Raw genomic sequence first — 21632 nt, forward strand, 5'->3', positions numbered from 1 at the left:
CAGAATCTGCCGTCAACCGTTAATTTCGCTTTTTATCGAAACACCCCAAAAGCCTCCCTATATATAGACGCGACACCAGCGTGCGACTCAAAACCACCCAAGCATGACAGGCACACGCACAATCCACTGACGTTAAAAGCCAATCAAGTACCGCACGCGCAATAACGCGACCGAGCGATCTTGAGACCGGCGAGCAATAGAAGAAGGGAATTCCAACAATAGATGGTGTCCCAGGGCAGGTTCGAACTGCCAACCTTCCCCTTAGGAGGCATATGCTTTGGTGAGTCAGCTTGATTCCGGTCGCTTCCTGAAACATCACAATTCTCTGTTTTTAAAGGGCCTACCTATTCTGCTTGTGTCTTGAGGTTTCTCCTTGTAGCGTTCTGCATCATGAGAAGTGGGGACCGAAGTGGGGACTAGAATTGGCCATCAACACTGCTGACAAAAGTGTGAACGATCAAAAGCTCAAGGGTATGCCGCCAGCATCCAAGATGACGGAAAGTTTGCCTGGCCGTTCCCGGGGCAGCCTTTTGTTCAAGCGTAGCCAAAATGGAGCGATCAGCGCCTACTTCCGCTACCGGCTCAACTCAAAGGATACGATGATCTCTCTGGGCCAGTATCGCTTGAGCGCCAGAGCGCCGGGACTGGCGCTGTCTGAGCTACGCGACAAAGCGGCAGAGATGGCATTGATTGCTTCCGAGCACGGCGACGTTAAGGTGTACTTGGCGGCCAGAGCCGCCGCAGAGAAAACACAACGACAGGCCGTAGTGCTCGCGCAGCAGCTTGCGACCCGACAAGGTAGCTTCGAAGAACTGCTAAATGCATACGTCAAAGATCTGACCGCTCGCGGCAAGGTCAAGGCGAAAGAAGTCGAGCGCCTATTTCAAACTCACGTAATACAGCACCACCCTGATCTGATGACGCGTCCAGCAAAGTCCATCACCGGCGAAGACATTCATTTAGTAATGAGCGCGCTACTCGCACGCAAGCCTAAAGGTCGTGGTATCGGGAACAAAGCGAAAACGGCCAATACTGACATGCGATCAACAGCCGCCAGCGTCCACCGATATCTAAAGGCTGCATTCAGCTATGGCAGCAAGGCACACCTCTCCTTGGATCGAGATGTAAGTGATTCGAAAGTTTTCGACATCGGGGTCAATCCAGCTACCAAGGTCCCTACCCTTGCTAATACACGCGGCGGTCAGACTGAATCCCTGACGCCAGAAGAGTTGGGTGAGCTTTTACGTCACTTGGATACCCTGCCTCCCCGAGAGATAGCGATCTGCAAAGGTTTAATCTACCTGGGCGGCCAACGAATGGAGCAACTGCTCCGTGTGACCTGGGAGGATACGTCCGATGACCTTCTGCACCTTACCGACGGCAAAGGGCAAAAGACTCAAGCATGGGATCACCTGCTACCCCTGACCGCCAGAATTAAGCAAATTCTGACGCCTTTGTTTGAGAGCAAAATCGGGCCTGGCCCGTTTTGTATTGGCCGGCGTTGTATTCGTCCGGATACAGCGGGCAAGCGATTCAGTGATGCTGGAAAAGCTTTGAGTGGGTCCGGTAAAACGCGATATTTCAGTTATGCGAACGTTCGGGTAAGTGCTGAAACGCTGATGGCTGCACTTGGAATTACGAAGGAAATCCGTAGCTGGCTTTTATCTCACGGACGCAACGATGTTCAATCGATTCACTACGATCGATACAGCTATCTACCAGAGAAAAAGGCTGCTCTGGAGTTATGGGGTAGATACCTAGACTGTTTGTATGCGGAGAAAGAGTGGGACCAAGGCAAGGTTATTTTGCTCAGCCGAAAGCGGCCTCAGGAGATCACAAAAAGCTGACGCTGTGATTCGACTTGACCAACAGGCGCCGCAGTGACGACCGACAGAGAGCGGCCAATTGCTGCCTGCCACGAAGGGCCGCAATCCACAACCCCAAAGCTGACGGTGGCGACAGCGACGCTGCTTTCGAATCTAGAAGGCACCTGGGCTGGAGGTTAAATTCGTTTTCAGCGTTTTTTTCTTTTTCAAGAGATTTTCGTCCGTTTCTTGGATAACAATGGTCTTTGGTTTCATTCGCCATTACCCAACGGAAGGTCGATCGAATGTCTTGGTTCAATAGGTTTTTTGGATTGTCACGCAGTGACACCCTAGATCAGCCTGCTGCTCAATCCGGGCCGTCACGCACCGACCTACCAGACCTACTTGCGGCTCTCGGTGGACCTTATAGTGATATCGACGACCCGATGTACATCCAAGCAATCAACTTCGTTCTTGAGTCCAAGCAGACTTCGATAAGCGGAATCCAAAAGCAACTCAAAATTGGGTACAACCGCGCAGCTAGCTTCATCGAAGCCATGGAACTTGACGGAGTCGTATCGTCATTGAGTGCGGCCGGCGCACGACATTTGCTATCCCCAGAGGAACGCAGCGCCTACCTTCTCCACCGCAAGATTGATCTGGCCGATCCGGGCATTGAGGTCGAGCAGAAAACACTTCGGCATAGGTCGATGCCTCGCCCAGAGAAGATTGGCCTTCCGCCGCTCACCGGAAAAATCAGGGGCACCAAGGATTTTGGATTCAACATTGTTGGGGAATCACATTTTCAAGGAGCACTTCGAAAAATTCGAAGCTCCACGTGCATGGCCGAAGACAACAACTTCGAGGCCTTCATTGTGACTGAGCCTGAAAACCCCCATGACTCCAATGCCTGCGCGATCTATATCGACGGGTATAAAGTCGGCTACTTGCCCAGGGATGCGGCTGCGAATTTTGCCGACCAGATGGCGGCCCAAGGAGTCCATGGAACTTCGTGTTTCCAGCTTCGGGCGAAATTGGTAGGCGGATTTGGAACTAAGTTGAACATCGGAGTGATGGTCAATCTACCTACTGACCAGACGCGATAGACCGGCCAATGAGTGTTCCCGTTTCGCTTTATTCTTTATTCGTAAACCTTCGTGACAGGCAGTAATCGGCCATTAGCGGACGCTCATAGAATGCCGCGCCGCTTTGCCTGCGAATCGATTTAACTCGCTGAACGACTGCCCGTAGTAATGTAAAGAATGTCTGCGCCCAACGAATGTATGTTCGCCAAATAATCAGCTTTAGGGATTCGCACTCCTCGCTCATATTTATACTGAGCGTCGAGATTTACACCGCCAACGGCTCCAAAATGTTGTTGGGTCATCTTCAGCTTGACCCGCTCCTCACGTAACCGACTGCCAATAGTGCTTGGGCCTTTTACGACCGCTTCCCTAGAGGCCTGCCTGGTCACGCTTGCCCGTGTATAAGCATCATCGATTTCTGAAGTGATGTCCTGAACAGCCTTTAACGTGGCCCGAATGCGCTCGACAGCTTCTTCGTTACCAAATTTTTCAACGATGCTCTGCACACCATGCAGAGCCTCCTTGAATCCTCGTTGGTTAGCGTGCAAGCGTTCTATTATCTCTGCTAATGAATGCTTTGTTGGCATCCCGCCTCCTCATGTTCCTGAGGCGGGATGCTACCAGTACTTGGCGAAGATTAGTGATCGGGAGAATCGGGGAAGGCCGGTTTGGGTCGATTTCTGCCTGTCACCACCAGCACCTATGGGCAGTTCTCTGCCGGTCATGGCTACGAAGCGTGCTGATCAATCTGATGCATTCGGTGGTCAGATCGAACGCAAAATTACTGGTCTGCTCGAATACAAACAGGTGTCTAGCGGAGTGCAATTCACAGCATAACGAACACAGTCCGGTCTCTGCGTAGGCACACGCCATCAGTTCGCGCACTCGCTCTTTTGCCGCGAGATCAGCGGCACCTACGCTCATGCAATGGTGCCTTTATTGCACGAAGAAAGTAGGCGGGGGGTCGTGACGTCACTAACGTCCATTCTCATGAACGTGACAATAATGACCTTGCAGGGCTACCCATTTGTAAGGTGTATCTACGAGCGATCCACCGGTCACAATCGCCTTGCAGGGTTCGTCACGAACGGTGTAACCAGAACAAGCTACCGCATATTTGCTGTCATGCCAGAGCCGGTACTGGCGCGGGGTCACTCCATAGCGATCCCCCCAAAATGCGTCTGGATCTGCGCAGTAACGCACTACGTCCGCAGCCTCAATTTCAGCCGTCACTTCACCGCTTGGGCTGATATGTTTCACCGTGAAGCCTACACCCGCGCCGGCGAGCTGACGAAGGCATGTCTCAAGATCCATAAAACCTCTCCTTAACTAGTCGGTGCTAACCAATTTCATGGCATTTCTGCGATCAATAACGCTTCTCTCCCCAGCCTCCTCGCGCAGCAATCTTGCATTCTCGGCTGACTGAGTCGCTCCTTGTGCATCACCATTTGCATTTTGCTTCGCGGCCTGCCACTCGAGGGCCTCAGTTGCGATTTTTAGCACCTCCGCTTGTGAAGGTTTACTGCGCTTCGTCGACTCGCAGACTTCACTGCCAGCGCGTTGACGCTCGACTACGGCGCGAGCTTCATTCGATGAAATCCGGAGTACTGCTCGGGCGGCGGCTAAACGGCCATCCACGTTTGCAGCCTCATGATCTTCGAAACAGCCATTTAACGACTCCACCGCTGCTAACAGGTTGTCGACCATTCGCATTAGCTCGATGTGTTGTGGATCTTTACTCATTAGCGTTCCTATCACTGAATGACTTCATCTTTTTTGAAGATCAGTTTGATCGTTACGATTTTGCAGTAGAGGACTCTGAGCCTGGAATTTCATTCAATATTTTCATGTTCTCAATAACCCGCTTCATTTCAACCGGATCAGACAGGAAAGCTGAATCTTTGATTATTACAGTTCTTGTTCCGCTAAATTCTTCCGCAATTTCTGAAGAAATTGAGCTGACTACTCGCCTAATTTTCTCCATGTCCTTCCAAAACCTCGCCTCAAGGTCTTCCACACTGCAACCTGCCCTCAAAGACTCGAATAACCATAGACGCTTCTCTCGATCAGGATCTGGATCAGGAAAGCGACTGTAGTCGCCTCTCGTTACCATTCTTTGGCTCAAGAGACTATCTTCTGCGACTATTTTTAAAACCTCCTCAGGACTATTTTTAGCTGTCGGATACATCTTGAGAAATGCTTTCTCGGGGATTGCTCCTTCAGATATTTTCGGTAGAGCTAGGCGCAGTAAGTATTGCATTACCACGCTTGTGGTGAAAGGAAGAACTACCTCTTCAAATACAAACGGAACGGTAATTTCGCTGTACACCATTCGGCCTATTTTGTCCGCCAGATATTTAGTCAGGCCGGCATCTAAGAAGGTTCGCAAATCAGTTGTTTTTTTGATGAGTTCAGAGAACCCATCATTCTTTAGGTACTTAAGAAATTCCATATTGTAGCCATAAAGATCAACAGAGCCGAGTGCCACCCTAGAGTCTTTTGTTGTGGACATAAGGCGAGAGTGGAGGGATTTCAAATTTTCATCAGTTAGAAAATTTAACCCAGCGCTTTCGAACTCCTGTCTAAAATAGCTTTTTACAGCCTCATGCTCGACTACTAAATGGACTTGAAAAAATGAAGAAAGCACGCTGCTTTTTTGGGCCAGCCTTGCATTGATAGATGTCCCATCGAATGTTTTGAAAACGATTTTTCGAAGGGCTTGATTTATTAAGTCGAATGGAGGAGTATTTCTAAAATCACTGAAAGACTCAAAGTCGTCGGAAACTTGTTTTAAATATTCAGCTAGGCGCCCGTCAGATATCTCAAGTTCTATTTCGCTTGTAAATGATGACGCCAATTTAAGAGCTGGCTCGCTGAAACCGCCAGATGCGTAACAGTGATATTCAAAGCAGGTGTCACCCGGCATCAAATCTTTATCAAGAATAGTGAACAACAGAAACTTAACGAGTTCTTTGATTAGCGCTGGGCGAGAAAGCCTTGCTTTCATTTTTTTACATTGAATTGTTCCTGAAACTTTTTGAGATGTGTATAAAACGCAGTCTCGCCCTCTCTCGCCGACGCCCTGCATTAACATGACATTATCAAAAGCCCCATACTCGCCTAGCGTTATCTCCGAATTCACAAGACAATAAATTAAATTCTCAAAGTCACGATCGCCTAGTTCATCATATGGAAGAGCTGATAACCCAACGTCTAGAGCGAGCGGCTTAAAACCAGCCCCAATTTCTTGCTTTAATCGTTCCTTGTTGATCTGTTGCATTATCACTCCTTGCTATTTAGATCATTAACTAGAAGGTTGATGCGTGGGTATATCTCAGCGCACCTCGCTTTGCAGACTGATCAGAGCATCCGTTGGTCGGCTATTTACCATACCTTCGTTCCCTCGATTTCGCGGACGCGAAAATGCACGCTCATCTATTGGCTCGGCCCCGACATGTCGGGGCTGTTTTCGTCAGTTAAAACACCGGAACGCCGGTTGTATCCTTCACTTTCAGCTGCCCTGCGCATGGCCTGGTATTCATGTTCGATACACCCGGCGGAGAGACACATAGTGTAAGGCTCACCCCATAAGGCAGTTCAATGTGCCGAACTTCGCCGTAGGGAACCTCAGCAGTTCGCGAAACCGTGCCCTTATCGTTGATGATCTCAGGTACGGAAAGCTTTTCAACATAGGTGTTCTCTGGCCACTCCCGGCGCCCCTCAGCACCAACCTGGTAATTAAGGTCGACCCGAAGCTTCGCAACTGTATCGCCGACCGAAAGTATCTGGATCTGACTGACAAGGTTCACAATGCCCAACGCACACGCGGATTTCTGCGCATTGCATTGCCGTACTTCAAGAGGCTGATATCGATAACCCTCTGCGGCGCCGGCATTGCCGTAAAGCACATTGCCTGCCCCAATCCCCATACCGGGATAGCCAGAAAGATCGGTCGTCCCAGCGTAATAGTCGACGACAACAGGCCCTTTATCGGCGCCCCCCCAGTTAGCACAACCAGCGAGCGTGGCCAAAGCCAGCACGACACTACAACCAACAACTGAACGCATGCAGTTTCCTTCTGGAAAATAGGATCAACAACGCTCGAAACGCTCAAGCGTCAGCCTCGCCGCATACTACCAGCGAGCTTGACGCCTGCGTGTGCGCTATCGAGAGCGCTGCCTTTCGGTGCCGAAGACCTAGCGGGCGACGTGGGTGCAAGTCCGATGAACGACAAGATAGTCAGCTCCTACTGAGAGGAATTTATGAAAGCTGCGCGAGAGAGTCGGCTAATGTATGGAGCACCGACCCTATGGTAAAAGTCTGTGACGCTGAACATGCATCATTGGCTGAACCGCAGGAGGTAGATCAAAAAATAGCCGCCTTCAGGCCACGGCTCCTAGACCACTCGAATAACAGGATGAGAGCTTACGATCCTGATGGTTCTGGTTGCTCTGGTCAGGGCCACATACCAATCCTTCGCGGACATATTGGCCGACTGCACAACCACTGCATGGTCGAACTCAAGCCCTTTCACTAAAAGCGTACTGCCAATGCAACGAAGCGGCAGCTTGCGCCCCATATGCCGTTGCCTATTCTGCACCTCCGCGACCGCGGACATTAGGGTATCCCCCTCCACGCTCCCCTTCAGAATCAGCGCCGAGCGCATCGCGTAAAACATTTCGCGCCTGAACAGATATGTCCCCGGCATTCCTTTGAGAGCATCCAAGAACGCTACCGCTGCGTCCCCAGTGTTGGTGCTGATAAGCGAATCAATGGCAGGAAACAATGGGGAAAATTTCATCCCGCATCGACCTCCCTTGATGCGAGAGGCGATGGCCTTTTCCATTGGGGTTTTGTCAGTACCCGTCATGCACTCACTGGCGAAATTCAGCAAAGCGCCAAAAAGCTGCTCGCCCACAGCACCCTCGATTGCTTTTGCATTTTTGACCAGAGATTTACAATTGACTGCTTCAATAGTGGAGAACGCTCTCTTTGATAGCTTTTGCGCTAGTGATGCTCGGCTTGCCTCGTTGGTGCTATTCCCAATGACAACAACGCTCTCACCGTCGTATATCGATTTCAGGCACTGCGCATAGATGACGGGCTGCTGATACATAGGATTATCAGGAAGCTCGAACCACTCAACACATGCTGGAGCAGCCCTCAAATCGACTGCCATCCCTGCTTCAAGTTTTTTGCGTACATCTCGTAACCAATCAGCAAGGGGAGTGTTGTTCGATGCCTTCCACCGCCATGGTGTATCTAACTCGGCTACCAACGGGAACGCGGGATAAACCTCCGTCCCCCAGCTCACGGGATTCTGCCCTTTGAAATCAAAGATCGCCTGCAGTGGGTCACCGAAAATACAGGTGGGAAGTTGATTGGCTAAAAGACAAACCACCCGATGCTGTACAGGTGAACAATCTTGGTACTCGTCTACAAACAAACCTTCGTAGGAAGCACCAATAATTTCGGCGACTGCCTCGGTCTGAAGGAGTCTCAGAGCTGCGTCGTAGACTGCATTCCACTCTGCTGAAGTAGTCGGTCGAATAGCTTTGATTTTTGAGCGTAAGGGGAACGAAGCGGCGAACCTTAAACACCAGCCTGCGATGGTCTCGACCTTGAACTTGTCACTTGGAACCGAGAGTTTGTTAAGTCTCGCGGTGATCGCATCTACCCCCGCGTGTGTATGCGTGAGAATTAAGCGCCGCTGACCTGAACAAGCCACCGCCCGCGCTATCTGCTCAGTTTTTCCACACCCCGCCGCGGCCACAATGCTTGCACGTTCCAAACCAGAAATGTACAGGCTCAGGGTATTCTCAGGCGACTCAAGCATCGATCCACTTCCGTAGATCGGAAATGATATTCGCGAAGGGCGTCACGTCGTTGGGAGGAAAATTGTTCGCGATTATTTCCCCTAAACCTTCTCCTCTGGTGATGTCCTTGAACCAGCTTTCTTCCTTCGCTGTTTTGCCCAAAGCAAGTCTGAAATTCGGCTCATCTCTCCAAGGTGGCAGGGCTAGGTCGCCAATCTGGTCGATGCCCATGACTTTCAGTGTTTTGTTAATACCACTCAAGATACTGTCGGCGCTGACACACCCACTCGCGTATTTGACTGCGGCCTCAACCCCGCCCCACGGCAAGTCAATAAACAGGCGTTCTTCAGTTGAATATTGTCCTGGCCACTGAAGGCAGCTAGCGCCTTTGGCCTGCGCTCTCGCCATTGCTGCAGGGTTTGGTGGCTCGTCGGAGTCGAGCAACATCAACACTTCATAACCGAGGTCACAAAGATGCTCGGCGATCACCGGCGCACTGTCTTTGCCTGAACCATTGACCGCGACAACGCCTTGGGCGGCCAATGAGTCCATTCCTCGTTCAACCCAGCAGTTATCAAGGCCACGAACAATGCCTTGCTCTGTTCGACCTTCTCCGACAACGATTCGTCTGGCGAGGAACGCTTCTGGTGCACCTCGCAAGTGCCGTTGTGCGGTGCCTAGCTTCCTTACTGCCGCAGATATAGATTTAACTTCGGTAACACCGGCAGATGACCTGACAGAAAAAATATCCTCTGCCTTCAGTTCGCAAATTACGACTGGTGAGTGCGTGGTGATGAATATCTGTGCCTTGCTCGCCCCTTCACCTAGCGGAGCCGTTTTCAGAAGCTTCAGCAACCTAGCGATTCGATGAGGCTCAAGACCAAACTCAAGCTCATCGATCATCGAAATATGTTGTTGGCCTACGTCATGCTGGAGAGCAGACACAATCAATCGGGAGGAACCGGTGCCAAGCAGGCGCAGTGGTAATCCATCATCATGCAGAGAAATACCTCCCGCCGTGATATTAACCCCATCTACGTCTAAAGCCGCAGCATAGGCGCCCCTAGCCGGTACGGAAAATTTCCTGCTCAGAATCTTCACGCGATCGATTACTGATTTGAAAATGTTCTGATTGGTGTCCCCGAAAGCCTTCCTGGCAGCCCTTCCGGCATCAGCCAGCTGGAGCGAATACCCGCTGTTGGACTCCCCCACTCGCGTCAATACAGATGACCGCCCCCAAGCCAAGTGTCGCTCTGCATAAGGGCCGAGACGTGTAACGGACAGCAATTTCCAGTCTTTATAACGCAAGGTTGGAGGGTCTTTCTCAGCTGCGTTTATCCGATCGTTATAAAGCGACCAACGAGCCTCGAGGGATGCGTCAATAGTCATCCGCAGCGTTAGAGCGTAGTGCAGTCCCTCGTTTGGCTCGTCTTCAATTTTTAGCGTTTCAGCATTCCACCCTCGCATCTGCATCCCATAACGCTCTTCAGACAGGAATGCCGTGGGCAGGTCTACCAACGTCACCATAATGTCGACTGGTTTCGAGGTGTCCAAATTATAGAAATCGCAGTCGTCTGCCAGCGTGTAAGGCTTAGGGTTTAGACAATGCTCGATCGCATCAAGTATGGAGGTTTTTGTCGAGTCGCCGGGGCCGATCAGACAGTTCATGCCTGGAGCAGGTGACCAATGAAGAGATTCAATCCCGCGAAAATGCTGAATACTCACTGAAACGATGCGCATGACATTTCCCTATGCCCGTTGATGGCATTTTGCTCAACAGTATCCAAATGACGGCTGAACTACTAGTGATCTGTTTAACCGAGACGACTCGGCCCTGGTAAGGCGTACGGCTATTCGCCCCCGTGGCGAGTCGTTCTGACATACCGCCGCAGGCAACCTGTGGCGTTGACTGCGCGGGTAGTGAAAGAATGGCAATGACGTTGGCCGAAAGCTCAGCTCCTTTTTCGCCCGAAGAAACCGGACCGCAAGGATCCACGACCAGCACTCTCGTTAAAATCATATTACTTGGACTTCTATGAGAAACCTTCCGCCCCTAGCGTCACAAATCGCTCATCTTGATCCGGAGGAGATTGAAGCGCTATACACACGCTATCTCGCTGGTGAAAAAATATCCGTGCTTCAGGCCGAATTTCGAATTCCAAATACAGCTAAACAACTTATATACCTATTCCCTCCTCTAATACTAAATGACAAACCATGCCCATATTGCCACTCCGCCATGTCAAGCAAACGCAAAAATAAAACCCAACGTGCATCCGAGGAGAATATAATAAAATGTTTAGACTGCGGTCACTTTGAAGACCCGCAGTCCGGTCGCTTCAAAAAACACTGCAACTGTAAACCATGCCAATTAAAGCGGAAAGAAGCGGAAGTACAACGCGAACTGGAGTTCCAAAAAAAAATTAAAGAAAAGTACAACCCCGAATTGGTAACACCAATACCGTACGCAAATCTAAATTTCAAACACAAGCTTACATTGATAAGCTTACTTCGCAGCCAAACGCCGGAAAGCTTCGATTATATAATTCCCATCACACACAGCCATAAAAATCATTTATTGACTCCAACAGCAAGCTTTACAGAACAGTTGCTAACATCGCTTTACAAATGCAAAGCAATCATTATCGATCCTAACTCAGCACCCAATTCACTCAGAAATAAAGACCCAGATACATTCAATGTCCAGTGGTTATCAAACGTAACGCTAGACGGTCAACATCGAACAACGCTCACGGCGCTTTACAACGCAATAAATAAAGACCTCAATGAAAACATATCAAGCAACTGGTCCTCAGAGATAAAAGAAATACTATTCCAAATACCTCAGGAGGAAGTAATCCAATACCTACACCTTAAAGCAAATATCCTAGATGTTAGTTTTGGTGCCGAAACAAAGACCCCCGCAATTATTAGGCAGCTTCTCGAAACTCATTCTACATCACAGCTTTACACGCTAGCTTCTAACGCCGTTGATAACGCCCATCTTTTCTACAAAAAAAAACACGTAAGCCATAGACATGCAGCCAACACTATTCCTGGCAAAATGCTATCGCTTGCAGAGGCGCATGCTTCAAAAAAACGCGAAGTATTTGAGTTCTCCAGAGATATAAACGCGCCGCGCTCGGTAATCAGTAAAATATTCTTCGATTTTTATCTCGGTGACGTAGACGCGGCTTTCAAGGTAGCCCCGGGCAAGTACTGGAGAGACGTGCTAAGCCATCGACTACCGCATGATGAACCAAACAAACGAGATAACAATCTTTTCTGCCCAGAATGTGGCTCGCAGGAGCACACCCTTAAGATGAAGGACATTAGTATCTACCTTACATGTCGTGATTGCGAAATCATCAGTACTTTTAGCCTAAGCTAATTAGATTAAAGCGAAGCCAATGCCTAGCCTCAGTCATATACCGGGTATGTGTTCTAAACTGATACGGCATGGCGAGGCTATGCAGGATGCGCACGGGCTATCTGCTACTCATCATGCACGCAATGACTGCAGTGATTCACGCAAACGGCGAGCTATGCACGGTGCATAGGTACGTCACCGAAAATTGATTTCCGCGACGTAACCTCGCCGTAGCGGCGGAGAGCGACCTAACCTAGCGATTCGCAATCCGCTGCTGACTTCATTGCAGTGGCAACACTCTCAGCCATTTCCACCAACACATCAACAATGCGCGCATGCTCCCACGGATCATTCGGTGCAACAGCCATCGCGACGGCCCTCGGGTTTGCCAGCACGGTCTGTAGAGCATCAAGGTCATTTGCGTTCAGGTCCAGGCTGAAGCTCAAGCGTTTAGTCATGATGTAACTCCAAAAGAGGGATCTGGATGCCGACGGCCATCGCCTGCCCTAGATACCCAGCATGTTTGATGTAGCTGAATACTTCGAATCGACTGGCTACCGAGCGAGGGCCGTCGTCGAAAAGGCGATTACAAAGATTGAGTAAGCCGATCTCATCAGGGGCGTTTTCCAGAAATAGCGCCAGGTGCCAACCACCACTTCCCTCCCAGCATTTCTCATCGGATAGCGGATGGGGAACGACGTACGCCTCTTTAATCGGCAACACTTGCTGAGCGATAGCTAACATGAGTACGAAAGGACCTGCGTTTTCGTTGGTAAGCGAAGCGCGAAGCTGTTCAAGTTGGACCTCGAGATTGGAGATCTCTAAAGCAAGCATCTGCTTGCCAAGAGCTTGGATCTGATTAAGGAATTTTTCATGATCCCTAGACATTAGATCGATCTCCTGTGGCTATAAGTTGCTTCACCTTCTTCATACGAAAGTTGGGTTTCTGGCTGGGCAGCCGGCCTTGTTGTCGGTTCTGCCGGAGCAATGGTTTCAGAATTCTGCACTTCTCGCTGGGCGCTCATCGCTTCGATACGCTTCAGGGCTTCGTTGGGATCTTCGCCAAGCTGCAGACCAACACGCTCGCGAACATCCTCGATCTGCGCACCAGCGAACTGGCTGACGAGTCGAGCATGACGCTTCACCGTAAGGCTATCGCCGCCTCGGTCGCGATCATAAGCAAGCGAAAAGCGCTGGATTTTATAGCGCTCGGCCAAGGCGATGATTGCCGCCTCAGTGTTTGGACCAGGTTCGCCAGTAGTGCCGATGAACAGTATCCGCTGCCGCTCTTCTGGGCTAGCCAACTGGTAGGTGCTCAGGGTGTCGACACCACCCTCGCTGAAGCGGATTTCGGTGGGGTTCGCGCATTTCGGGTTGGCGAGGTAGACACCTTTTTCAGTTTCTGTCGTAAAACCCTTGAACTCACGTCGTTCGCCATTGATAACCTGAGCGCCGCGGTACTCATACCCGCAGAACTTGGCATTAGCATCAATGTGAGGAAACACAGCGGAGCCATGCCGGCTCGTACGCCAGCGCGTTTCGGCCAACACTTCGGACGAGATACCTCGCTCTTGGCTCAGATAGCTATCACGGCGAGACATGAAACCGAAAGTGCGGTAGTGGTTTTCCGTGCTGGTTGCGATTGTCTCTAGGCGCTCGCGTTCCTTCCTCTGTCGCGACTCTTCGCGTGCCCGATCAATACGGGCCTGCTCTTCCGCTGATTTACCCAGCGAAGGCAGAACGCCTCCCTGAAACGCACGAATATCGTCCTTGGCCTGGATGAAGGTGCCGCCACTGGCTTCCTGATAGAGCTTGAAGATGTCACCGCTCTTGCCCGAGTGGCGGTCATGCCAGACCCAATTGTCATCAGCGGCTTGGTAAATGTCGTATTTCCCTGAGCCGTGGCGGAAAACAGCATGTCCTTTGTACGAGGCCTTCTTGTCGTACTCCATGCCCAGGTGAGCAGCGTAGTCGGTCAGGTCAACGTCGCGTTTCATCGCGGCGACTTCGCGGGCGTCTGATGCTTTGTCGTATTTCATCGAGCGTGCTAAAGCAGTACTAGGAACCTGCCGTCGCACTCGACCAAGAGGCTGTCGATCAGCGAGTGTGTTATCGGGCAATACACCCTCACGTCCCCTTCCGGGACCTGCTGCCAGATCGCATGTGGACAACGTACGCAGACAGTCTGAGGGAGCTCGCCCTGCAGGGCGTTTAATGTTGCCGAGCGGACGGGAGAAGGCTTCTTCGTTTGCTGCGTCACCGGCGCCGGCGGCGCGGTCAAATTGGCCGAGGCTGCCGGCGACTCGCTGGCCTGCGGCGCCGGCTCGGGATTCGGGTCGGGAAACTCCATCGGCGGCGGCGACAGGTCGTCCATCAACGCGGGGGTATCGGCCGAGGCCGGCAAGGGTGGCAGGTCGGACAGGATCAATTCGGACATAGCGGGCCTCCTGAGGCTCAGGCTTGATCAGTTTCAGCTTCGTGGTGAATAAGGCGGTCGTCATTCCCTGGAGCGTTTCGCAAAGGTCGCGGCGCTGCTCTGGGGGAACGGATGAGCCGGGGTTTGTCCATCGCGCAACTTCTGCACCTGGAGCGGGGTTTTCTGCAGCTACAACGGCAACGCGGCGGGCATCAGCCGGCCAGGTCTGTTCGTCGATGCGAAAGTCGACGATTTCAGCGCCGAAGGCCTTGGCGTGCTCGATCTCAACCTCTACGGGCGGCAGGACGGTAACGGACTGGCGGGGTTGTTCTTGGGGCTGTTCCTTCGCCTGGCCGGGGAACTGGAAAAGTGGAGAGCCCCCCTGGAGACGATCGAGGACGGAAAGTTTCTGAGGGGTCAGCCTGAACGGCTGGCCGGTGTGCACGGATGCGCGAATAGCTTCGCGAGCCTGAGGCATCAGGTCGAGAGCGTTCTCTTTATAGACGAATTCCGCCGTCGACTTCTTGAATGGGAGCCAGTTGGCTTCACTCAGGTACGTTTTGCACCCGTGGATTCCGCGGGTATAGGCGACATACCAAGCCTGCAGAGAAGCGTAGGATGACGGCAGGTAGTAAGACTGCATAACAGTCATGCCCTGCGCTTTATGGCCGGTCATCGCATAGCCGTGCTGCAGCGACTCGTATTCACTGGCATTGATCTTGACCGTCCTCCCATCGTCCCGGGTGATCGTGAACAGAATGTCCTCGATCCGCTCACCGTCGACTTCGCGGGTGACTCGCTCAATACCCAGCACGGTGCCAAGGTCCCCGTTGTAGATCGGTTCATTCTGAGAGTCCTTGGCCGTTTTGCGCAAAAGCAGGCGGTCACCAATCGCAACCTGAATCGTGAATCGCTCGCCGGGCAGTACCTCGGTTTCGATGCTTACGCTGCCTACAGCACTCAATTCACCACGAGCGAATCGGGCATCACGAATTTTGTCGTTGAGCGCCCGTACCTGTTCGTTCGTATCAGTGAGGACAAGAATCTGGGACCAGTCCAACTCACGGACAACGCTATCCTTCCCTGGCAGGCCAGCTTTCATGTCAGCGAAAACATCGCCAACCAACTCGTCAGCTTCGTTCACGCCGTCAGCGAAAACCTTGACCTGATCATCGCGCTGCATGTGGCGGACCGCATCGCTCACCTTGCCTTCATAAAGGGCCTGAGCAGTAGGCCTGAACTGGTCGACTTGGCGGGCGATCGTTTCGATCTTGGCGCAGCGATCCCCAACAACGTCGTGCAGAAGGCCGAACAATGCGGCGGTCTCCACTGCGTCATGCTGGTTTCTATCACCAACGCAGATCAGGCGGGCGCCTGCCTGGTGACAAGCCACCACCAGGTTATGCATCTGGTAGGTGTCCAGCATGCCGGCTTCGTCGCACACGACGATATCGCCGCGTCCGATGAGATCCTGCTGTTTGAAACGCTGCCCAGCCTGCTGCGCGGCAAGCGCGTTCTGGTGCTTGATCAGTAGTGAATGGACAGTCTGGGCCTGAATACCGGTCGACTTAGCCAGCTCCGTTGCCTGCTTGTTTGCAGGCGCAACGCCAATTACACGGCGCCCCTGCGCCTTGAAAACTTCGGCGTATACGCGGAAGGTCGGCGCCAGAGTGGAAGACTTACCAACGCCAGCGGCCCCCTTAAAGAATGTGTATTGACCTGGCCCAGTCAGATCGTAGGCAGCTTGGCGCTGCTCCTGAGTGAGCCGAAAAGGCTTTTCGCCTGGCTTCTGGGCCGCCTGTTTTTCCTTCTCATAGTCGTCAATCACCTGGTCAACAAAGGCACGATCAACATTCCAACTCGGATCATCGAGACCAGCATGCACCGCCTTTACGCAGTCGGCTTCAAGGGTGAAGAGTTCCTTCGTCGTGTAGCGCTTCGGCGGCATGCGGCCGTTTTCGTCCGGCTGCTGGGGAATTTCGATGATGCCGAGTTGTTTGTAAATCTCCGACTTGGTTGCTTCGATTTCTTCAAGGCCACCTTTGCCAATGGTCAGGTGCGCGGCCGCGGAATCGATCGCGAATTCATCGATCACGGTGGATCCGCGGAACACCATGCGCTGCAGCTCAGCGAGACTCGGTGCCTGGAGATCTTTGGCGGTTGATGCCTTCAGCTCGACAGTGGGAATCGCTTCGCGCCAATGACCATCCAAGCTGTCACCTAGCTCGATGTCCTTCGCATCGCGGCTTCGGACGGCGATAGCCTGAGCTGCAGCTTGGCCAGAGGTGGCCATAGTCTTTTTCTCTGCCTGGATCTGCTCGCTGCGCTTGGAAAACTCGGCGACGAGTTCCTTCGAAACTGAAGCATCGTTGAGACGCAGGCCATGCCCGCTCCAATCAACGACCATCGCAGAAGCCAACTCGGGGAGGCGTGCCTGGAGACGCTGATAGAAGGCCACGTCGACGACTGCACCAAACTCCTTTTGGCTCTTGTACAACCATCCCGCATCGAGGGTCAGGAACTTGCCGTCGACGGTGCGAACGAAATTCGGCCGTTCCAGGTGTACGTGAAGCTGAGGATCAGGAAAGTCCTGGCCGGGTGCGCGACGTGCTGTGCAATGGGCATATGTCAGAGTGACGCACTCGCCGGTTACAGATTCTGCGCCCTGAGCGCCTTCACGTCCGCGAATCCGGCCAGTACGGTGCTCGCGCTCGATCGCATCGTTCACAGCCCCCATCATGCATTCCTGGATCACGCGACGGGTTTGGTCGTCAGCCTGTGCCCAGTAGATGCTGATGGACTTCTGCAGGCTCACACACGAGCTGAAGCCCAGAACAGGATCCTTTGCCGATTTTTCTTTCCCGTCCTTCTCCAGTCGTTCCAGGTCGCCGGCGTCGAGTTGCTTTTTCGAGGACAGGTTTGCCTTCTTCGATTCAGCTTCCTGAATAGCCTTGTCGATGGCCTTTTCGCGCTTCTCATCAAGGAACGCCTCTCCGGTGCGTGGGTTGATTCCACGGAAAAGAGCTAAGTAATCACCGTCCTGGGGATGCTCACCGAGGCCCAGCTTGTTGGCCAACGGGCCTGCAATACCCGATGCCAAAGTGTCGTTGCCGGACTTGTGGTAGTAGTCCTCTCGCCCTGTGCCCTGGTCGCCCTCCACCTGACTGACGATAGCGGCGATCTCGGCGTCGACTTTCGCCAGTTCGGCAGCCATGACCTCATCTGTCACGCCACGCTCTGCGCCGAGATCAATGCGCTTCTCACGTAAGGCCTGGAGCTCCTTCAGCTTCTTTTCGAAGTAGGAAGCCTTGGCCGCAAAATTACCGGCCGTGGTCTTCTGGTTGCTCATCCCGTAGTGACTCATCGCTCAATCTCCATGCCTGTCTGCTCGGCAATGAGGCGATCCATAACCATCGGCACGAGTCGATTGAGCATCGGCTCGATGGTGCCGGCGAGCAGTTCAGGCCGGCGCTCGGCCTGGCTGGCGAGAACCTGCAACAGCAGATCAGGAAGAGCAGAGCCCAGAAGGGAAGAAACGGATTGGGTAATTGCGCCGGCAATTGAAGCCACAACCGGGCCATCGAGCAGAACAGGTACCGGACGAGACGGCTCGGCGCAGAAGCGCTGCGCCTCTAGGAAGCCCGCGATCTCTTCGTCTGTACGCTGGGACATGAGGGCATCGAGTACGCGGCCTTGAGCAACGTCCAAGCGTGCCGAAAGGCGCTCCAAGCGCACCGCTGCAACTTCATTCAGGTACTGGGTCGAAGTCTTTGCCCCAGCCTTTTTCCGCGCCATTTTCCTTTTCCCTTCTGAGAACGCTTCTCAGGTAGACGGCTTTAGCCGGCGTACCTTGCTTTTGCTTTGTTGGCTTTACGGCTTGGAGTCCGCGAACTGCGCGGAATCCGGGCCGACGCGAAGCACCCGAAGGGTGCAGATGTGTTATCAAATCGCTTTTATATACAAGCATTTCGCAGCTCTTTGTGCAAGTTTTGCTTGACTCGCATTAGTTTGCAACTATTCTAGACCTCAAGTGACTGACGTTTGCATCTTGTTTGCAACAAACAGCCACTTTAAGGCGAGCCCTTTGGTAGAGTTAACAATCAGTTTTCAACAAACTCAGAAACCCAAGGGGATCGCCATGTATGACCGACGCACAGACGCAGAGCGCGCCCGTGATGAGCAAGACGAGCTGGAGTGGATCCGGATGCAGCAGCAGGAGGCCGATCGGAAAACAGCGGCGTTGAAAGCCGAGCTGGAGCGTATGAAGGCTGCCGCCGAATCTGGTAGCGGCCAGAAGAACGTGAGAGGGAGTGTCACCAAGGCCTTGTTGCCACGAATCGAAATCTTGCGTGAGGCAACCCGCCTGGGTACTCCGATTACCCAGCAACAAGAAATGCTGGAAAGGGCAGGAATCGTTGTCAGCTACAACAGCCTGCGCAAATTCATACAGAAATTTCTGGCCCGCGAGTATCGAGAATTCTTGGCAAACGTCCGCACAACAGGTGCCGACCCTGATTTAGGGCGGGAACTACACCCTGACGTGATAAGCAAGAACACCCCTGATGTGGGTTTAACGCCTCCAGCAAAGGCTGAGAGAAACACTAAAGAAGTCAAACCTGCCGAGTCGTCAGCAAAGAAACCACCTCTTACCCCTGGTGATCTCCGAGCGATGACAGGTCAACTTGACCCAGATAAGTACCGGACCGACGAGTAGTCGGGACAATAACGAAAGGAAGAGAAAAATGCGCGTAGCACTCGTCAACCTTGGCGGCAACCAAGGTAAGACCACCCTCTCAGTAAACCTGTTCGCGCCGCGTATGCCGGAAGCGAAGATCTTGGCAGTAGAAACGATCAACGCCGCGGGTGGTGATCTTGGCGCTGCCGTTGAGCAACTGAAGGGCGAGCAGTTCGCCCGGATCTATGCGGAACTTGCTTCCGCCGACGATTTGATTCTGGATGTTGGCGCATCGAACATCGAAGATTTCCTGGTCGGCCTTTCCCGTTTCGAGGATGGCCACGATGAAATCGATCTGTTCGTCATCCCCTGCACTTCTGATACCAAGGAACGCACTGAGGCCATGAAAACGGCCCACATGCTCAGCGCTCTCGGTGTTCCTCCGGAAAAAATTCAGTTCGTGTTCAACCGCGTCGTTGATGGCGTCGAGGCTGAGTTTGCGGATGTGCTGAACTTCGCGAAGAAAAGCGGTGTGGCGTTTGCCAATCCGGCATGCGTTGTCCCTGAGTCGGAGCTTTTCGCCCTGCTCTCGGATAAGAAAATGAACATCGTCCAAGCACTGAGTGATATCACCGATTACAAGGCCGAGTTGAAGGCAGCAACTCGCTCCGACGATAAGAAGGCTTGGCGTCGTGCCATGGACATGCTGGCCATCACCAAGCAGTCCAAATCGATGGATCGACAGTTGCAGCATGTTTTCGAACTGCTGACTTCGACGGTTGGGGCCTGACGATGAGTGCGCTCCCGATGAATGTCAGCGAAGCTGCTCTCACACGGGAGCAACTGATGCTGCGCGAGCTCTTCCGCGATCACTTCGAGTTGGCTGATCGTTTCGAGGCAACAGCAAATCAGATGGCAGCCGTCGATCGATCCCTGCACGGCTCTGGCGAGCAGAAGGGAATTGCCGAGTTACTGCTCGATGCTGCAGAAAATATCCGTGGCGCAGCATCATCAATCGACACCATGAACTTGGATGGCTTCTCGCGAGCGCTCGACTCCCTCAGCCGGCAGATCGCTGGTCTACCAGGTCGTTTGCTCAAGCCGGCCGATGAGATCGACTTCCGAGCCTCACTGCGCGAGGGGATTGCTCAGGTGCTAGCTGATGCGATCATCGATGCAAAGCTTCAAGTTGAGCAGGAAGCGATTGAGGTCGCCATCAATGACCTAACTGGGCGCGTTAAAGCGGCGATGGCGCAGCTAGGCGAGAGCTCTGCTAACTACTTCGCAGAGCGCAACCAACTGCGTGGCCAACTCGACACAGAGAAAGTTAAATCGACTGCACTGACAGAGCGACTGACGTACTTCGAACAGAACAAAGACAAGGCCTTTCGCCAGATGACCGCCGACTTTGCCGCCGCGAGTCAGCGAGCGAGTAAGACTCGCTTGATCGACTTTTGCGCAGGCCTGGTGATCGGCGTCGTCGTTTCGCTCAGCGTCCTGGTGCCGATGGCCAGCCAACACCTCAACCAACAAACCCACACCAACCAACAGCGCTAGCGCGCAACCACTACTACTGACGGAGAAGTCGCATGTCTAACCATAGCGATGATGGGGATTTTCGTGCCCGAAAAAAGAAGGTGAGCCTGCTCGGCAGTGACGCGGAGGCTTTTATCCGTGCACGACACGAGGAGCGCGAAGAGTTCAAACGCCTTGAGGGACGGGACCTTGATGGTCTGGAAAAACTGGCCAAGGATCCGCGCATGGAAGAACTGCATAAGCAACATCAGCAGCGGGACAACGCTCCAACATCCCAGGCCGAGCAGCGCAAAGATGCCCAGGAGGTGGTCCAGGATGAGCAAAAAAAGCTGACTGATCAGCAGGTCAATCAGGAAAAACAGGGCGAACACGCCAGGAGATCAATGTAATGGACAACAGAACCCTCATTGCAGCATCGGCACTGGTCGCAGTGTTCACGGGCCAAGTGGGCGCTTGCCCTCTTGAAGATTGCCTACCTGGATTGAGCGAGCCTCAGTTTCAGTCTCGTGACCAAGACATGCTCGGTTTGTATGACCTGAAGCAGTCCGGCCAAGCGGCAATGCACGTTGGATTAATCGCCGCTGATTTCAGGATCGCACTGCTCGAAACGGAGAATCGCGCTCTTCGTCTGGCCTTGGCAACTGGCACTCCACCTGACGTCAGCAGCCTGAAGTTTTATCCGAGCCTGAACAGTTTTCTAGATGCAATGAAATCGGACCTGATTCAGACAGAAACAACTGGCCGGATGCCGCAATTGCGTCATTTTGAGCAACGGGTCCGCAATGCGGACACCCGAGCAAAAATTGCTGATGCATCGCGGGCGCTGGTAATCGAGAGCGCTCAAATTGCTGCGGCGGCGAACGAAACTAAGCAAGCGAAGTGAAAGGGTGGCTCACCTGAGCGGCAACTCAGGTGAGCCGGTTTCGCGG

19 protein-coding genes are annotated in these 21632 nt (G+C 52.8%); 8 read left to right on the forward strand and 11 right to left on the reverse strand.

The features are described 5' to 3' along the window. The first annotated feature begins 422 nt into the window (after positions 1-422). Positions 423-1847, forward strand: a complete 1425-nt coding sequence (locus tag JFT81_RS16255; RefSeq protein WP_201228113.1) for an integrase family protein — start codon at positions 423-425, stop codon at positions 1845-1847. A gap of 263 nt (positions 1848-2110) precedes the next feature. Beyond that, positions 2111-2911, forward strand: a complete 801-nt coding sequence (locus JFT81_RS16260) for a DNA translocase FtsK (protein ID WP_201228114.1) — start codon at positions 2111-2113, stop codon at positions 2909-2911. Between the two features lie 119 nt (positions 2912-3030). Here the strand turns inward: JFT81_RS16260 and JFT81_RS16265 are convergent, their stop codons facing one another. The 7 genes from JFT81_RS16265 to JFT81_RS16295 all read right to left on the reverse strand — a co-directional run bounded on the left by JFT81_RS16265 (position 3031) and on the right by JFT81_RS16295 (position 10446). Then, positions 3031-3477: a helix-turn-helix transcriptional regulator gene (locus tag JFT81_RS16265; RefSeq protein ID WP_201228115.1), complete on the reverse strand. Its 447-nt coding sequence runs from the start codon at positions 3475-3477 to the stop codon at positions 3031-3033. Positions 3478-3865: 388 nt separating this feature from the next. Further along, positions 3866-4204: a hypothetical protein gene (locus JFT81_RS16270; protein WP_201228116.1), complete on the reverse strand. Its 339-nt coding sequence runs from the start codon at positions 4202-4204 to the stop codon at positions 3866-3868. Between the two features lie 15 nt (positions 4205-4219). Beyond that, positions 4220-4633 (reverse strand): hypothetical protein, encoded by a 414-nt coding sequence (locus JFT81_RS16275; protein ID WP_201228117.1) that lies wholly within the window; start codon positions 4631-4633, stop codon positions 4220-4222. Positions 4634-4685: 52 nt separating this feature from the next. Then, positions 4686-6170: a hypothetical protein gene (locus JFT81_RS16280; RefSeq protein WP_201228118.1), complete on the reverse strand. Its 1485-nt coding sequence runs from the start codon at positions 6168-6170 to the stop codon at positions 4686-4688. Between the two features lie 196 nt (positions 6171-6366). Next, complete coding sequence (locus tag JFT81_RS16285; RefSeq protein WP_201228119.1) at positions 6367-6957, reverse strand: hypothetical protein; 591 nt, start codon at positions 6955-6957, stop codon at positions 6367-6369. 329 nt (positions 6958-7286) lie between these two features. Further along, a complete protein-coding gene (locus JFT81_RS16290; RefSeq protein WP_201228120.1) occupies positions 7287-8726 on the reverse strand; it encodes a UvrD-helicase domain-containing protein in 1440 nt (479 codons plus the stop codon). Further along, positions 8719-10446 (reverse strand): ATP-binding protein, encoded by a 1728-nt coding sequence (locus tag JFT81_RS16295; protein WP_201228121.1) that lies wholly within the window; start codon positions 10444-10446, stop codon positions 8719-8721. Before JFT81_RS16295 ends, JFT81_RS16290 begins: the two co-directional genes overlap by 8 nt. Before the next feature lie 295 nt (positions 10447-10741). Between JFT81_RS16295 and JFT81_RS16300 the strand changes: the two genes are divergently transcribed. Next, complete coding sequence (locus tag JFT81_RS16300) at positions 10742-12097, forward strand: hypothetical protein (protein WP_201228122.1); 1356 nt, start codon at positions 10742-10744, stop codon at positions 12095-12097. A gap of 227 nt (positions 12098-12324) precedes the next feature. On the opposite strand, the gene JFT81_RS16305 is transcribed toward JFT81_RS16300, so the two are convergent. From JFT81_RS16305 to JFT81_RS16320, 4 genes are read right to left on the reverse strand one after another with little or no spacing between them, the layout of a single operon-like run. Next, the gene (locus JFT81_RS16305; RefSeq protein ID WP_201228123.1) at positions 12325-12534 is read right to left on the reverse strand and encodes a hypothetical protein; all 210 of its coding nucleotides are present in this window, start codon (positions 12532-12534) and stop codon (positions 12325-12327) included. Next, complete coding sequence (locus JFT81_RS16310) at positions 12527-12964, reverse strand: hypothetical protein (RefSeq protein WP_201228124.1); 438 nt, start codon at positions 12962-12964, stop codon at positions 12527-12529. Before JFT81_RS16310 ends, JFT81_RS16305 begins: the two co-directional genes overlap by 8 nt. Then, complete coding sequence (gene mobF, locus JFT81_RS16315) at positions 12964-17856, reverse strand: MobF family relaxase (RefSeq protein ID WP_201228125.1); 4893 nt, start codon at positions 17854-17856, stop codon at positions 12964-12966. Before mobF ends, JFT81_RS16310 begins: the two co-directional genes overlap by 1 nt. Continuing rightward, complete coding sequence (locus tag JFT81_RS16320) at positions 17853-18287, reverse strand: hypothetical protein (protein WP_101156001.1); 435 nt, start codon at positions 18285-18287, stop codon at positions 17853-17855. Before JFT81_RS16320 ends, mobF begins: the two co-directional genes overlap by 4 nt. A 343-nt stretch (positions 18288-18630) precedes the next feature. Here JFT81_RS16320 and JFT81_RS16325 point away from each other — a divergent pair, with 343 nt between their 5' ends. From JFT81_RS16325 to JFT81_RS16345, 5 genes are read left to right on the forward strand one after another with little or no spacing between them, the layout of a single operon-like run. Beyond that, positions 18631-19206, forward strand: coding sequence for a hypothetical protein (locus JFT81_RS16325; RefSeq protein WP_201228126.1), 576 nt, complete (start codon positions 18631-18633; stop codon positions 19204-19206). 28 nt (positions 19207-19234) lie between these two features. After that, positions 19235-19957 carry a StbB family protein gene (gene stbB, locus JFT81_RS16330; protein ID WP_109634050.1) on the forward strand — a complete coding sequence of 241 codons (723 nt, stop codon included), beginning with the start codon at positions 19235-19237 and terminating at the stop codon, positions 19955-19957. 17 nt (positions 19958-19974) lie between these two features. After that, complete coding sequence (locus JFT81_RS16335) at positions 19975-20724, forward strand: hypothetical protein (RefSeq protein WP_201228127.1); 750 nt, start codon at positions 19975-19977, stop codon at positions 20722-20724. A gap of 32 nt (positions 20725-20756) precedes the next feature. Then, on the forward strand, positions 20757-21092 hold the full coding sequence (locus JFT81_RS16340; protein WP_201228128.1) for a hypothetical protein: 336 nt from the start codon (positions 20757-20759) through the stop codon (positions 21090-21092). Next, positions 21092-21586, forward strand: coding sequence for a hypothetical protein (locus JFT81_RS16345; RefSeq protein WP_201228129.1), 495 nt, complete (start codon positions 21092-21094; stop codon positions 21584-21586). The genes JFT81_RS16340 and JFT81_RS16345 overlap by 1 nt, the downstream gene beginning before the upstream one ends. Positions 21587-21632: the final 46 nt, after the last annotated feature.

Source organism: Pseudomonas sp. TH43, from assembly GCF_016650635.1.
Lineage (GTDB): Bacteria > Pseudomonadota > Gammaproteobacteria > Pseudomonadales > Pseudomonadaceae > Aquipseudomonas.

What these genes read in the sequence shown, in the direction of transcription:
- JFT81_RS16290 (WP_201228120.1), bottom strand. Translation starts at nt 8,726, where the DNA reads ATGCTTGAGTCGCCTGAGAATACCCTGAGCCTGTACATTTCTGGTTTG.
- mobF (WP_201228125.1), bottom strand. Translation starts at nt 17,856, where the DNA reads ATGAGTCACTACGGGATGAGCAACCAGAAGACCACGGCCGGTAATTTT.
- JFT81_RS16260 (WP_201228114.1), top strand. Translation starts at nt 2,111, where the DNA reads ATGTCTTGGTTCAATAGGTTTTTTGGATTGTCACGCAGTGACACCCTA.
- JFT81_RS16295 (WP_201228121.1), bottom strand. Translation starts at nt 10,446, where the DNA reads ATGCGCATCGTTTCAGTGAGTATTCAGCATTTTCGCGGGATTGAATCT.
- JFT81_RS16275 (WP_201228117.1), bottom strand. Translation starts at nt 4,633, where the DNA reads ATGAGTAAAGATCCACAACACATCGAGCTAATGCGAATGGTCGACAAC.
- stbB (WP_109634050.1), top strand. Translation starts at nt 19,235, where the DNA reads ATGCGCGTAGCACTCGTCAACCTTGGCGGCAACCAAGGTAAGACCACC.
- JFT81_RS16335 (WP_201228127.1), top strand. Translation starts at nt 19,975, where the DNA reads ATGAATGTCAGCGAAGCTGCTCTCACACGGGAGCAACTGATGCTGCGC.
- JFT81_RS16340 (WP_201228128.1), top strand. Translation starts at nt 20,757, where the DNA reads ATGTCTAACCATAGCGATGATGGGGATTTTCGTGCCCGAAAAAAGAAG.
- JFT81_RS16345 (WP_201228129.1), top strand. Translation starts at nt 21,092, where the DNA reads ATGGACAACAGAACCCTCATTGCAGCATCGGCACTGGTCGCAGTGTTC.
- JFT81_RS16310 (WP_201228124.1), bottom strand. Translation starts at nt 12,964, where the DNA reads ATGTCTAGGGATCATGAAAAATTCCTTAATCAGATCCAAGCTCTTGGC.
- JFT81_RS16300 (WP_201228122.1), top strand. Translation starts at nt 10,742, where the DNA reads ATGAGAAACCTTCCGCCCCTAGCGTCACAAATCGCTCATCTTGATCCG.
- JFT81_RS16270 (WP_201228116.1), bottom strand. Translation starts at nt 4,204, where the DNA reads ATGGATCTTGAGACATGCCTTCGTCAGCTCGCCGGCGCGGGTGTAGGC.
- JFT81_RS16305 (WP_201228123.1), bottom strand. Translation starts at nt 12,534, where the DNA reads ATGACTAAACGCTTGAGCTTCAGCCTGGACCTGAACGCAAATGACCTT.
- JFT81_RS16285 (WP_201228119.1), bottom strand. Translation starts at nt 6,957, where the DNA reads ATGCGTTCAGTTGTTGGTTGTAGTGTCGTGCTGGCTTTGGCCACGCTC.
- JFT81_RS16325 (WP_201228126.1), top strand. Translation starts at nt 18,631, where the DNA reads ATGTATGACCGACGCACAGACGCAGAGCGCGCCCGTGATGAGCAAGAC.
- JFT81_RS16320 (WP_101156001.1), bottom strand. Translation starts at nt 18,287, where the DNA reads ATGGCGCGGAAAAAGGCTGGGGCAAAGACTTCGACCCAGTACCTGAAT.
- JFT81_RS16280 (WP_201228118.1), bottom strand. Translation starts at nt 6,170, where the DNA reads ATGCAACAGATCAACAAGGAACGATTAAAGCAAGAAATTGGGGCTGGT.
- JFT81_RS16265 (WP_201228115.1), bottom strand. Translation starts at nt 3,477, where the DNA reads ATGCCAACAAAGCATTCATTAGCAGAGATAATAGAACGCTTGCACGCT.